Origin of the sequence: Thermophagus sp. OGC60D27, assembly GCF_052400625.1 — a bacterium.
In the GTDB taxonomy this organism is placed as follows: domain Bacteria; phylum Bacteroidota; class Bacteroidia; order Bacteroidales; family Marinilabiliaceae; genus Thermophagus.
Genome location: NZ_JBQTGH010000001.1, coordinates 501,180 through 515,763, shown reverse-complemented (window position 1 = coordinate 515,763; position 14,584 = coordinate 501,180). Strand labels below are relative to the sequence as shown.

Sequence of the window (14,584 nt, the reverse complement as noted above, 5' to 3'; positions counted from 1 at the left end):
ATGAAAAGTAATGTTATTATGTAGATTTTTGTCTGGTTGGTCAGCGCTCGCATAACATAAAATTAAAAAGAATATGATGAGAAAATATATAATTAAGTCAATTTGGCTTTTAGCAATATTTTTCTGGTTCTCAGCCTCCATACTGGGGCAGGAACAAACAATCAAAGGGATAGTGGTTGATTCTAACGGAGAACCTTTGCCCGGAGTTTCAATTGCTATTAAGGGAACCTCCTCCGGTACGATTACCGATGTGGATGGTAATTTTATGGTGGAAGCCGCGCCTTCAGATGTGCTTCAATTTAGCTTTATCGGATTTAATAATTTGGAAGTACCTGTTGAGGGTAATACTTTCTTGAATATCGTTATGGAAGAATCTCTGGTAGCCTTGGACGAGGTGGTAGCTATCGGATATGGTCGGGCAAAAAAGAGTGACCTGACCAGTTCCATTACTTCAGTAAAAGGGGAAGAGATGAAAACCATGAGTGTGGGTAACCCCGTTGAAGCATTGCAAGGGAAGGCACCAGGGGTACAGGTGGTTGCCGGAAGCGGGCATCCCGGAGCTTCCCCAAAAGTGTTGATTCGAGGCTTTACCTCGCTGAATCTTTCTACCGACCCCCTCTATGTGGTAGACGGTGTTCCTATGGGAACTAACCTTAATTTTTTAAACACTAATGAAATAGAGAGCATTGAAGTGCTGAAAGATGCTTCCGCATCAGCCATCTATGGTAGCCGCGCCTCAAACGGGGTGGTTCTGATTACTACCAAGAGAGGAGAAAAAGGGAAAACTCAGTTTTCAGCCGACTTATCGTATGGTTTTCAGGTTTTTGAAAAACCTTACGATATGGCTAACGCTACCGAATATGCAGAAATTATGAATCAGTCACTGCAAAATGCCGGACTGGATGAACGTTTCCCTGATCCTGCAAGCCTCGGTGAAGGAACTGATTGGTGGGGTGAAGGTGTGAACAAAGTGTCACCGCAACGCAACTTCAGCTTCCAGGCTTCCGGAGGAAATGAGAAACACCGGTTTGCTGTCAGCTTGAATTATTACGATCAGGAATCGTTTTATAATTCGGGAAACTGGCAGAAATTCACAGCCCGACTGAGTTCCGATTGGGAATTTGCCGACTGGATCTCTGCAGGGGTCATGGTAAATCCCCGTCGCGAAGCCTGGGATGATACCCCTTACTGGTATCAGGATTATTTGTTGATTGATCCCATAACACCAATATATCGTCCTGTAGAAGAGCAGGCCGGATTGAATGAATATAGTATTTACCAGAGATCCTATTACACTTATGTCTGGAATCCCATAGCTCGGGATGCCCGTCAGTTTGATGAAGGCGGTTACTACGCTTTGGGTGCCAACGCTTATGCCGAAATAAAACCGGTAAAAGATTTGGTTTTCAGAACTCAGATTAGTGGAGACTTTAAATTCTCTCATGACGACGATTTCGAACCCGACTTCGTAATTGATGGAGCCCATGAGAAAAATGAAATAAATTATGTCTATAGAAGCCATAACTTTAACTCTTACTGGAACTGGACAAATACGCTTACTTATTCCCTCGAAACCAACGGACATAGTGCTTCGGTCATGGGGGGTGCTACTTTCGAAAAATGGAATGAAAGGTATATTAACGGAACCAAAGACGGGATCCCAAACAACAGCGATCCCTTGCGTGAAATCAATGCTGCAACCGAAAATCCTGAGGTCAACGGAAATAGTTCTGAAACCTCTATCGAGTCTTTCCTGGGAAGGGTAAGTTATAATTATCTGAATCGTTATTATGTGACTGCAACTTATCGGGTTGATGGTTCTTCCAAATTTTTGGACAACAATAAATGGGCAGCCTTTCCATCTGTTTCTGTGGCATGGCGTATCTCTGATGAAGATTTTATGAGCGGTATTAGCTTTATTGACGATTGGAAATTACGGGCCGGATGGGGGCGCCTAGGTAACCAGAATCTTCCTTCCAATGTTTATACTTCGAGTATCGGTCAGGATTATTATGTTTTTGGTCCGGGAGAAGGTTCATTGGTGAATACCACCTATCCCTCGAGCATGAAAAATGAAGATATCAAATGGGAGACTGTGGAGGATATTAACCTTGGTACCGATTTCACATTATTCCGTAACCACATTGATGGTTCGTTGGAATATTACCAAAAGAAGACCAAAGACATGATCTTCCAACTCCCGTATCCCAACTACAGCGGATATCCCAACGATGCCAAAATCTGGTCCAATGTGGGATCCATGAAATCTCAGGGAATGGAGATGGCTTTGAATTATCATAACCATGTTGGTCGGTTGAAATATGACCTGGGGGTTACCTTTACAACGGTAGCCGTTGAAGCTACTGACCTGCCCGATATTACCCCGGTAGTATATGGTGATAATGAATATACGCGAACTGTTGAAGGGGATGAACCTGGCTATTTTTATGGCTACAAGACAGATGGTATTTTCCAGAACCCATTCGAAATAAATGCCCATGCCAATGAACATGGCGCCTTGCTGCAAGAATATGCGCAACCCGGCGATATACGGTTTGTCGATGTGAATGGTGATGGGGAACTAAACGGGGAAGACCGCACCAAGATTGGAAGTCCCTGGCCCGACTTTACTGGGGGCGTCAATGTACGCCTGGCCTATGACCGTTTTGACCTGGTGGCTAATGTGTATGCCAGCGTTGGCAACGACATCGTGAATTGGGTGAAAGGGGATCTCTACAATACCGAGAGCTCCGATAATAACGTCATCTCAGGGTTATTGGATAAAGCCTGGCATGGAGAAAATACCTCCAATGAATACCCCAGGGTGTCGCATACCGACCTGAATCAAAATTTCTCTCGTTTCAGTGACTTTTATGTGGAGAATGGTTCATTTGTGAGATTAAAAAATATTCAGTTGGGTTATTCTTTACCACAACCGGTTTTGGAGCGTATCGGTCTGACCAAATGTCGCTTTTATGTTTCCGGACAAAATATCTTAACCATTACCGGTTATGATGGTGTAGAACCGGAAGTGTCCGGCGATAATGTTTTAAACTTTGGATTTTCTGGATGGACTTATCCCGTTCTTCCAACTTACCTACTCGGAGTTAATATTACCTTCTGACGAGATTGTGAATGATAGTCAGATTATAATGTAACGGTACAAAAACAATAATTATGAAGATTAAAATATTATATATGTTACTGGCAGTGGTTCTTTTAGGTGGCCTCTCTGCCTGTGAAGACTTCATTGACATTGAAGAAAGAGGATCACAAAACCTGGATAATTATTTTGCCAATGAGTCGGAAGCCGAAGCTTTTGTTAACGGTCTCTATAAATCCTTTGCCAATTGGGATGACTGGTGGCAGCAAATTATCCGTCTTACCAATATTATGTCTACTGACGATGGTTGGATGGGTAACCTACAGCAGGATCCTAGTGATCATTATGCCTTGGCCCACTATTTTGTGGAAGCATCTAATGCGCCAGGATCAATTAATAATTTTTATACCTACAAATATTTGAATATTGGAGCTTGTAATATCGCAATTAGTGAAATTCCTAATGCTTCCATTAGTGAAGAATTGAAGGAAAGATTGGTTGGAGAGGCCAAATTTTTCAGGGCTTTCAGCTATTGGGAATTGGTTCAAAATTTTGGAGATGTGGTATTGATCACCGAACCGGAAGGAACTTCCGGATTAAATAAGGGAAGAGCCTCTCAAGAAGATGTTTATAAACAGATAATTAAAGACCTGAAAGAAGCAGCTTCTGTATTGCCTGAAGGATATGATGAAGAAGATCTTGGACGTGTAACCAGTTGGGCTTGTAAAGCTTTGTTAGCCAGAACTTATCTTTTTATGGCAGATTATGACAATGCTTATGCTTACGCTGATACAGTGATTCGTCAGGGAACATTTTCTTTGGAGCCCAACTTTGTGGATATCTGGAGCGTATATAATCACCACGGGGTAGAATCTATTTTTGAGATTAATGCCAGCAGCGAACAAAACTACAATGTTGGAAACCGTTTTTCGGTGGTGATGTGTGCTCGCGGTGAAATTTGGCCCGAAGGTGAAGAGGATAAAATCATGGACGGATGGGGTTGGTGTGTTCCTTCTTCACATCTTGAACAGGCTTTTCTCTCTGAAGGAGATGAAATTCGACGGAAAAGCACCATTATTACTGTTGGTGATCCGGTTTATGGTGATGAAGATGAGAATCCCAATTATCAGTTTAATGTAGATATTAATAAATCGGGACGGGTATGGCGCAAATATTACGTGCCTATTAGCATGCGCCGCCAACTGACAACTAAAGATAGACACATCCCATTGCCTATGATTCTTCTACGACTGGGAGAAATGTATTTGACAAGAGCTGAGGCTGCCTATTATCTCGGGAACGAAGGGCAGGCTAAAGAGGATATCAAAACCATTCGGACAAGAGTGGGACTGGGTGATAAAGATGATTTAACAGGTAATGATCTATTGTATGCCATCTGGAAAGAACGTCGACTGGAATTGGCTTCCGAAGGGTTACGTCTCTATGATCTTCGCCGCCAAATCGACCCTGTTTCAGGAAAACCTCGTATCGCCGAAGCTATGGGGCCAAATGGTTATTTTGTTCAGTATAACCTTTATGAAAGTACTGACCCTTATGAAACCATTCACCCTGAAGAGCCACAAGACAAAGGGATTCGGTTTAAGGAAGGTCAACATGAACTGTGGCCTATTCCTCAGTCGGAAATTGACAGAAGTAACGGTGTGATGTCTCAAAATCCGGGGTATTGATATTTTATGAAAATATATGATTGGAGGGAATGAAATTGTTTAAAGGATGTTATGTTTCTTGGTTTTTGAGTTTGAGTTCAAATAACATTGTGGAAAATTAGTTTTTCTTTATTTCTTCCGAAATTTCTGATTTAAATGTAATTTCATACCCCGGATATTTTGTGCATTCACAGGTTGTCCGGGGTATTTTGTTTCTAAATAAGTACATATATTGTTTGTTATGAAATTATTTTTGTTTTTTTTGATATTGGTGATAGATGTCTCCCTGCTTGGTGCTCAGGTCTCTTTTGGTGAACCGGAAAAGATCAATGCCCACTGGTTTTTTAGTAAAGAGGACTTGCAGGAGGCTTCGCTAAAGGATTTTGATGATGCCAACTGGCAAAGGGTAGATCTGCCGCATGACTGGAGTATTGAAGAGCCCTACAGTCCTACTCTGGCAAGTGCCACAGGATATTTGCCCGGAGGTATCGGTTGGTATCGGAAACATATTAATATTCCGAAACACAAAAAAGGCCAAAAGGTGTATGTTTACTTTGAAGGTATCTATCGTAATGGTTCTGTCTTTATTAATGGACATTTCGTAGGGATGCGTCCTAATGGGTATATCTCATACATGTATGACATCACCCCCTGGATTGATTTTGGTGAAGAAAATGTTATTGCGGTTAAGGTCGACCATTCAAAATTTATTGATTCACGATGGTATACTGGTTCCGGTATTTACCGGGATGTTTATTTGATATATGCCAATCCTGTTCATATTGCCCAATGGGGTGTCTACTATTATACCCAAATGAAAAATAAAAACAGGGCGGTCGTGGAAGTTGAAACGCGTGTGCATAATACCTCTCTGCAAGAGAAAAATTTAACGGTTAAGCAGGATATTTTTGATAAAGAAGGTCGTTTAGTCGCTTCTACTTCATCAATGATAAAGGCCGTGCCCGGTGATTCCAATTTGGTGCGACAAAAATTAAGGTTAGTCAAACCGCAATTGTGGTCGTTGGAAAAACCCTATCTTTATGATTTGAAAACAAGTATATTGGATGATGGTCAGTTCCTTGACCAAACAACTACACGATTAGGCATCCGAACACTCGGCTTTGATCCTGATAAGGGTTTTTCACTGAATGGAAAAAATTTTAAAGTAAAGGGAGTGTGTCTGCACCATGATGCCGGGACGCTTGGAAGTGCCGTACCCAAAGAGGTTTGGAAACGGCGGCTAATAACCTTGAAATCGTTGGGCGTGAATGCTATTCGTACCAGCCACAATCCGCAGGCATCGGTTTTGTATGACCTTTGCGATGAATTGGGATTTTTGGTCTTGAATGAAGCTTTTGATGAGTGGGAGTTCCCCAAAAAGAAGTGGGTCGAAGGGTGGAATGTTGGTACACCGGCTTTCCAGGGTGCTTATGAGTTTTTTGAAGAGTGGGGAGAAATTGATTTGAGAGATATGGTATTGCGAGACCGTAACCATCCTTCGGTATTTATGTGGAGTATCGGCAACGAAGTAGATTATCCCAATGATCCCTATTCCCATCCCATACTGGATAAAGAAGGCATTCAACAGCAACATACCAAAGGTTATCAACCTAGTCAACCCTCAGCCGAACGTCTGGGGGGCATCGCTAAGCGTTTGGCGGCTGTTGTCAGAGAGTTTGATGCTTCCAGACCTGTTACGGCAGCTTTGGCCGGCGCTGTTATGTCTAATGAAACAGAATATCCGGGGGCACTGGATGTAGTAGGCTACAATTATACCGAACGTAGGTATGCACAAGACCATAAGACTTATCCTTACCGGATATTTTATGGCAGTGAAAATGGACATTCTTATAAAGCATGGAAAGCCGTTACCGACAATGAATACATCTTTGGGCAATTTCTATGGACCGGGATTAATTATTTGGGAGAGGCAGGGCGGTGGCCCTCACGAGGTTCCAATTCCGGATTGTTGGATATGGCAGGATTTATAAAACCCCGGGGATTTTTCAGGAAAAGTTTGTGGAGTGATGAACCGATGATTTATGTGGGAACCTATCCCGTATCCAAAGGTCGGAGATCGCTCATCGATGCTCCCAAAGTGTGGAATTTCCAGGAAGGTGACTCTGTAAGGGTTATTGCCTATACCAATTGTGAGGCAGCTCAATTATACCTTAACAGCGAATTAATAGGCTCAGAAAAAAGTCGAAATGAAGAAACCGGCGTTATCATCTGGGATGTGGTTTATCATCCCGGTATACTTGAAGCGCGGGGTTTTAATGAGCAGCGTTTAGTGGCATTGGACCGGATAGAGACATCAGGCCGTCCTTTCGCAATTGAAGCTCATCGTTGGAATGATAATTCGGCAGTTAAGGCGGGGGATGTTGTACAAATAGAAATCCGCATTATAGATGAAAAAGGACGATATGTTTTTCTGTCGGATAATGAAGTAACCTGCATGGTTCATGGGCCGGCGAAGCTTTTGGGGCTTGAGGCAAGCAACACTTCCGATATGGGTAATTACAATGACAATAAACAACGTGTTTACCAGGGACGAATGATTGCCTACATAAAAACCGAAGGAAAAGGTAATGTTGAACTCTCTTTTTCTTCCCCTTGGCTGGAAAAGGACATTGTCACATTTGAGGTGGAATAAAACAACATTAAAATATGTGGAGAGTCCATAATATGGTTTTGTTATTCCGTTAATAACGAATTCTCATTGGTGAATTTTATTCTGAAATTAGAAAGTTATGATAAACTATTTAAAGTATATTTTTCCGACAGTAATAGCATTTTTTTATTTGTCAGGATGCAAGGATGGCAATGATGAGCCTGAGAATAATAATGGTACCGGTTCACAGGGTGAATTAATTTATATTGATCCTACCGTGACTTATCAGGAGATGGAGGGTTTTGGGGCATCCGATTGCTGGCGGGTGCAGTTTGTGGGCGAGAATTGGCCACTGGAGAAAAGAGAAGCCATAGCCGACCTTCTGTTTAGTCAGGAAACGGATGAGGAAGGAAATCCAAAAGGAATTGGTCTTTCATTGTGGCGGTTTAACATAGGTGCCGGTAGTGCAGAACAAGGAAATGAAAGCAACATAGATAATTCCTGGCGCAGAGCAGAATGTTTCCTGAATGAAGATGGAACTTATGATTGGACCAAACAGTCTGGGCAGCAGTGGTTCCTTAATGCTGCCAAAGAACGGGGCGTCGAATCCTTTCTGGCTTTTGTTAATAGCCCGCCGGTTTATTTCACTAAAAATGGAAAAGCATATTCACCCGGGGGGAATAATATCAACTTGGCAAGTGGTCGAATGTCCGATTTTTCAGAGTTTCTGGCTGCTGTGTGTGAACATTTTGAAGATGAAGGAATGGGTTTTGACTTTTTAAGCCCGGTAAATGAGCCGCAGTGGGATTGGGAATCTTCAGGCCAGGAGGGGTCGCCTGCCACCAACCAGGATATTGCCACTTTGGTCCGAACGTTATCAACCGATTTACAGGGAAGGAATCTTCAGACGCAGGTCGTTGTGCCCGAAGCCGGCGAGTTACAGTATCTTTACCAAGCCAATGGAAAGGAAGAGCGCGGCAACCAGATAGATGCCTTCTTTAATCCTTCTTCATCTTATTACATTGGTGATTTGCTTAATGTTAAGGATGTTGTTTTGGGACATAGCTACTGGACCACGGCGAACCTTACCACTCTGGTGGACGTAAGAAACAATCTAGGAAGTAAATTGGGTGGATATGGCTTTTCTCCGGGATTTTGGCAAAGTGAATTTTGTATCCTTGAATATAGCGATGATATAGGGGGAGGCTGGTCTCGAGATTTAAGTATTGCTACTGCTCTGTATGTTGCGCGGGTTATCCATTTCGATATTACTCTGGCCTATGCCAGTTCCTGGAGTTGGTGGACTGCCCTGTCACAATATGATTACAAGGACGGACTGATCTATCTGGATAACGGTAACGGAGGTATAAACGGTCCCTCTCATCCCGACTCGGAAGCCCTCAAATCCGATGGATATTACCGAGAATCCAAATTATTGTGGGCTCTTGGAAACTATTCCAGGTTTGTTCGTCCGGGTATGGTGCGGGTAAAATCGGGATTTTCTATCCCCAAATCTGAGGAGTATATGGCCACCAATGTGATGTTTTCTGCCTTTAAAGATACGGAAGAAAATAAACTGGTACTGGTTTTTGTGAATTATTCCGATAGTGACAAGAGGTTGACCATCGGTAGTCTGGGAGATTCATTTTCCATCGTCGGAAACACATTTGATTCTTATACCACTTCTGCCAGTGATGACCTGGAAAAGGGCGAGATGCCCGCCGATGAGATTGTTATTGGCGGGAGGTCAGTAGTGACCTTAGTGGGGGAGATGAAATAATTATCGGAAAAGGTTGTGAATGTTGATTTTTTATTCTCCACGAGATATTTAATAATTATTTGTTTTTATTTGAAGATCAAATAAATTTGTTTTCCACTAAAATATGAAAAAGTATAAAGCAATGAAAAACAGTTTTCTATTTCTGGCGATGAGTTTGTCTTTTTTCTCATGTACCCGATACAACGATTACAGTAATGTTCCTTATGAGGAGAAATCTCCGCCCGATTGGGAGAACCCGGCGGTTAACCAGATTAATAAGGAAGCTCCCCGAGCATGGTATGTCCCCTATGCCAATGAGTCTGAGGCTGCCAAAGATGATAAATGGAGCTCTTCGCTGTTGCAAAATCTAAACGGCGAATGGTTGTTTTGTATGTCGGAAAATCCTTCGGTACGACCGGTTTGGTTTTTTAAAGATGATTATGATACCCGGGATTGGGGGACGATAAAAGTACCCTCTAATTTTGAGCTAGAAGGTTATACCTATCCTATCTATACCAATGTGCAATATCCACATGCCAAGACGCCGCCAACGATACAGGATCATTACAACCCGGTAGGATCTTACAAGCGGACGTTTACAGTTCCTAAGAGTTGGGAAGGCAAAGAGATATTTCTGCATTTCGGTGCGGTAAGTTCAGCTATGTATGTTTGGGTCAATGAAATGCAAGTGGGATATAGTGAAGATAGTAAAACACCCGCAGAATTCAATATTACCCCCTATTTGAAATCTGGTGAAAATACATTGGCGGTAGAAGTATATAAATGGAGCGATGGAAGTTATCTGGAAGATCAGGACTTCTGGCGTCTTGGGGGAATCACCCGGGATGTTTTTTTAATGGCACGGGAAAGGCAGCATATTCGTGATTTTAAAGTTGTTGCCAATCTAGGCGATGATTATAGCACAGGGTTGTTTGCTTTGGAAACCAAATTGGTAAATGTATCAACCGATTCTCCGGTAACACTGGAGGCTACTTTGTACGACGGGGAGGATGTGGTCGAACAATTTGTCTCTGAAGTAGCCGACGTTGAAGCAGAATTCAGTGCATCCTTTAAAAATGTAAAAAAGTGGTCTGCTGAGACCCCAAATTTATACCATCTTGTGATGAGATTGAAGAATAAGAGTGGAGAAGTGTTGGAGGTGATTCGCCAAGATATTGGTTTTAGACGAGTCGAGATCAAAGGGAACACCTTATTGGTAAATGGACAATATGTTTACCTAAAGGGTGTCAACCTTCATGAACATCACCATATCAATGGGCATGTGGTGGATGAAGAAACGATGTTGAAAGATATTCGCACAATGAAGATGCATAATATTAATGCTGTACGGACGTCTCATTATCCCCAACCGGAACGTTGGTATGAGTTGTGCAACCGTTACGGCTTGTACCTGATTGATGAAGCAAACATTGAATCACATGGTTTGGTACACAGCAAAGAATCGCTGGCTAAAGATACAGCTTGGATGGCCTCCCATCTTTATCGTACGCGCAATATGTACGAGCGTGACAAGAATCAACCCTCAATCATCATTTGGTCATTGGGTAATGAAGCCGGAAACGGTGTAAACTTTGATGCGACGTATGACTATTTAAAGTCTCAGGACACGACACGTCCGGTGCAATATGAGCAAGCTCATGGCGGCCGAAACACAGATATATTCTGTCCGATGTATGCCAAGATAGAGCGGATGATAAAATATGCGAAGGAAGACGGCAGCAAACCGTTGATACAATGTGAATACGCACATGCCATGGGGAACAGTGTAGGTAATTTGCAGGATTACTGGGATGTAATCGAGTCGTATGAGATGATGCAGGGGGGATTCATCTGGGACTGGGTAGACCAGGGGTTACTAACCGAAAATGAACAGGGTGAGCAATTTTGGGCCTATGGCGGCGACTTTGGTCCTGATACAGTTCCGTCGGATGGGAACTTCTGTATAAACGGCGTTGTGAATCCCGACCGGGTTCCGCATCCCGCCTTGCAGGAAGTAAAGAAAGTGTATCAATACATAAAGTTCCGTCCGGTAGACCTAAAAAGGGGTACAATCTCTATAGAGAACAAATATGCCTTTATCAGTACCGATCGATTTGCCTTTGAGTGGGAGATAAAAGGCGAAGGGAAGTTGGTAAAGTCCGGCAAATTAGAAGGGATTTCACTTTTACCCGACGAAAAAACAAGGGTAAAGGTAGATATGGACTTTACTCCCCAACCAGGTGTTGAATATTTCCTCACCGTAAGGGCAAAACTGAAAGAAGAAGATGGATTGGTTCCGGCGGGAACCGTATTGGCTTCGGAGCAATTCCAATTGCCGTTATATGTTCCCGGGAATAAGCAACAGGATTATGCGGCGTTAAAGTATGAACAACAAGGTAATCAGTTGACCATCACAGGCGAAGATTTTACAGTATCATTCGACCTGTCGCAAGGTGTACTGACCAGCTTTAAGTCGGCCGATAAGGAGCTGTTATTGAAAGGACCGGAACCGGACTTCTGGCGTGCGCCCACCGATAATGATTTTGGGAACAACATGCCCATTCGCAGTCGCATGTGGCGTAAGGCAGGGGAAAACCGCAAAGTAACAAAATCCGCTGTAGAGGAAAGAGGCGTGGGACAACTGGAAGTCAAATTCGAATATGATCTGCTAAACAGCGAAAATGGTCAAAAAATAGCAAACTATACAAGCACCTATTTGGTCAAGGGGAATGCTGAGGTAGAAGTGGATAATCACTTTGCCATGGTATCAGATGAATTACCGGAAATCCCAAGAATGGGAATGACCTTACATATGCCACGGGAATATGACCAAATGACGTGGTACGGTCGCGGTCCCCATGAATCGTATCAAGACCGCAAGACCAGTGCCTTTGTGGATTTGTATAGCGGGAGCGTAGCAGATCAGTATTGGCCATATATCCGTCCGCAGGAGAATGGCAATAAAACCGATGTCAGATGGGTTATGATAACCAATTCTGCAGGCGAAGGACTGAGATTCGAAGGCAAACAATTGCTGGAGGTCTCTGCCCATCACAATATCATGGAAGATTTTGAGTCGCCCCGACGTACCGACGGCCGGTGGGAAAAAGGCGAAGAGCGTCCTGTCCAGCGCCATACAACCGACGTGAAACCGCGGGATTTGACCTCGGTGGATATCGACCTGAAGCAGATGGGTGTTGGAGGCGATACCAGCTGGGGCGCCTGGACGCATGAGCAATACCGCCTGACCGAAAAATCGTACAGCTACGGGTTTGTTATAAAGCTTGTAAAATAGATTTATTGGTGAAGAACCAGCTAAGTCGTTTAAACAATTGTTCCTTTAGCTGGAAATTAAATTAGCTAAGAAAAAATGCAACCATGCTTTCGGAATGGGCTAATCCCTTTCCGAAGCATGGTTTTGCATTTTTAGCACATAATACAGCACACGTTATAGCTTGATAAATCAAATGTAAGCAGAATGGTCTGTTATATATGGTTCAGATGAAACGACCATGGCAAGAGGCTTTCCCACAATTTGAAAATAGGTTTACACTTTAACCGTGCGAGTTTCTCTCGACAAATGCTTAATAATCTGTTGGAAAGATGTTAATATAGGTCCATCAGCAATCTTTTTTCATCTTTCATCTTTTGAATGTAGTCTAAAGTTTGATCTTTAGATAAATGACCTTCTGAAGCAATAATATCCTCCAGCGCGTCTTTTACACTTTGCCCCATGGTTCGCTTGTTTCCACAAACGTAAACTATTGCCTTTTTTTTGTCGATCCATCGGAAGAGATCTTTCTTATGTTGTTTCATGCGATGTTGTACATAAATTTTATGTTCCTGGTCGCGTGAAAAGGCCGTATCTAACCGGGTAAGTATTCCGGCCTTTTGAAACTCTTCCAACTCATCTTTGTACAGGAAATCACTTTGAGCATGACGGTCACCAAAGAAAAGCCAGTTTTCACCTGTTGCTTTTCTATTTAAACGTTGCTGCAGAAAACCCCTGAAGGGTGCAATGCCGGTACTGGTGGCAATCATGATTATTGGCCTGGTGTCGTCTTCGGTAAGCCTGAATTTTTCATTTTTTTCCAGAAAAACAGGAATGGCATCGCCTTCATCGATGCGGTCGGAAAGGTATGTAGAACACACCCCGGTATGATGCCTTCCTTTTTGAGTATATTCAATGAGTCCAATGGTAAAATGAGCTTCATGCGGGAAAACCTCGGGTGCATTGGCTACAGAATATAGTCTTGGATTCAGTGGCCGAAGGAGGTCTATTAATTCCTGAGGTGTAACAGGTCCCGGGAAGTCGGTTACCAGGTCCAAAACATCGCTGGTCTCACAATAACTATGGAGCAGTGCTTTATCCGATATTAAGGAAATAAGGTTATTGTTGGATGCAATTTTGGCATACTTTTCAACCAATAGAGGGGTAACCACTGTTATTTCGTAATTTTCAACCAGTGCTTCTTTAAGCAAACGAGGCCCTTTGGCGGTCTCAACGGTTGTTGAACCGTCGAATTTTAATTGTTTAAGGAGTCTATCCACCAACAGACGTGAGTTGTGGACATAGATTCCAAAAGAGTCGCCTGGTTGGTAGTCTTCCGCGAATTTTTCCATGGATAATACCATGTGAAGGGTCCTTTTCGGAAATCTGGCATCCGTTAAACGTTTAATCTCTTTTACTTCAGCATAAAAAATGTTGTCGTTTTCGGAATCGACCCGGTTTATCTCGAAGGCGAATTCTTTTTTGCTTTGCGGGATGGTTTTGGGTACAATGGCTTCGAAAGCTTCTACAGCTTGTTGCACCCATTTTTTGGCATTTTCTTCGTAATCGATATCACATTCAACAAGCGGTGAGATTTCCGAAGCACCCAATTCCAGCAACCGGTTTCTGATATCGTGACCTGTTTTGCAGAAATCTTTATAGCTACTATCACCCAGTGCAAGAACGCTGAATTTTGTTTCGGCAGGGAGCTGTGCTTTATCCGAATGGATATAATGGTAAAAGTTTTCGGCTACGGCCGGTGGATCGCCCTCGCCATGAGTGCTGACAGCCACCAGTATGTTCTTCATGGATGCTATCGAGGCCGGATTCATCGTATTCATGTCGTGAATTTCTGTGGCGATGCCCAAATGGCGGGCATAATCATACGCCAGTATGGCAGCTGATTGGGAGTTGCCGGTACGGCTGCCGTATATTACGTGAAGGGTCGTCTCAGATTCGGTTGTCTTATTCTCTTGCTTTTTTTGAATATGTTGAGATTGTAGTGTTTGTGCCATCGCTAAAATAAATTTTAATTCATAATATGTTTGTTGCAACTTTCAATGTTCATCCGGCTAATGATTTAAGAAAGCTTTATGCGAATGAAATGAGCATGATTAACAAAGGTTTGTGACAACAAAAACATGTATCAACTTTAAGCCATGCGAGTTCCATT

The 14,584-nt window shown here is 42.9% G+C and carries 6 protein-coding genes; 5 read left to right on the top strand and 1 reads right to left on the bottom strand.

Annotation, left to right across the window (positions count from 1 at the left end):
- Nucleotides 1-73: 73 nt before the first annotated feature.
- From ACT29H_RS02015 to ACT29H_RS01995, 5 genes are all read left to right on the top strand, one after another.
- Nucleotides 74-3,124 (top strand): SusC/RagA family TonB-linked outer membrane protein, encoded by a 3,051-nt coding sequence (locus ACT29H_RS02015; RefSeq protein ID WP_444819921.1) that lies wholly within the window; start codon nt 74-76, stop codon nt 3,122-3,124.
- Between the two features lie 53 nt (nt 3,125-3,177).
- Nucleotides 3,178-4,791, top strand: a complete 1,614-nt coding sequence (locus ACT29H_RS02010) for a RagB/SusD family nutrient uptake outer membrane protein (RefSeq protein ID WP_444819920.1) — start codon at nt 3,178-3,180, stop codon at nt 4,789-4,791.
- 220 nt (nt 4,792-5,011) lie between these two features.
- Entirely contained in the window at nt 5,012-7,423 is a 2,412-nt protein-coding gene (locus ACT29H_RS02005; protein ID WP_444819919.1) for a sugar-binding domain-containing protein, read from the top strand.
- Nucleotides 7,424-7,520: 97 nt separating this feature from the next.
- The gene (locus ACT29H_RS02000) at nt 7,521-9,161 is read left to right on the top strand and encodes a glycoside hydrolase (RefSeq protein WP_444819918.1); all 1,641 of its coding nucleotides are present in this window, start codon (nt 7,521-7,523) and stop codon (nt 9,159-9,161) included.
- 103 nt (nt 9,162-9,264) lie between these two features.
- Nucleotides 9,265-12,435: a glycoside hydrolase family 2 TIM barrel-domain containing protein gene (locus ACT29H_RS01995; RefSeq protein ID WP_444819917.1), complete on the top strand. Its 3,171-nt coding sequence runs from the start codon at nt 9,265-9,267 to the stop codon at nt 12,433-12,435.
- Between the two features lie 311 nt (nt 12,436-12,746).
- On the opposite strand, the gene ACT29H_RS01990 is transcribed toward ACT29H_RS01995, so the two are convergent.
- On the bottom strand, nt 12,747-14,426 hold the full coding sequence (locus ACT29H_RS01990) for a diflavin oxidoreductase (protein ID WP_444819916.1): 1,680 nt from the start codon (nt 14,424-14,426) through the stop codon (nt 12,747-12,749).
- Nucleotides 14,427-14,584: the final 158 nt, after the last annotated feature.

Coding starts and splice junctions, on each gene's coding strand:
- ACT29H_RS02015 (WP_444819921.1), top strand. CDS start 74: ATGATGAGAAAATATATAATTAAGTCAATTTGGCTTTTAGCAATATTT.
- ACT29H_RS02010 (WP_444819920.1), top strand. CDS start 3,178: ATGAAGATTAAAATATTATATATGTTACTGGCAGTGGTTCTTTTAGGT.
- ACT29H_RS02005 (WP_444819919.1), top strand. CDS start 5,012: ATGAAATTATTTTTGTTTTTTTTGATATTGGTGATAGATGTCTCCCTG.
- ACT29H_RS02000 (WP_444819918.1), top strand. CDS start 7,521: ATGATAAACTATTTAAAGTATATTTTTCCGACAGTAATAGCATTTTTT.
- ACT29H_RS01995 (WP_444819917.1), top strand. CDS start 9,265: ATGAAAAAGTATAAAGCAATGAAAAACAGTTTTCTATTTCTGGCGATG.
- ACT29H_RS01990 (WP_444819916.1), bottom strand. CDS start 14,426: ATGGCACAAACACTACAATCTCAACATATTCAAAAAAAGCAAGAGAAT.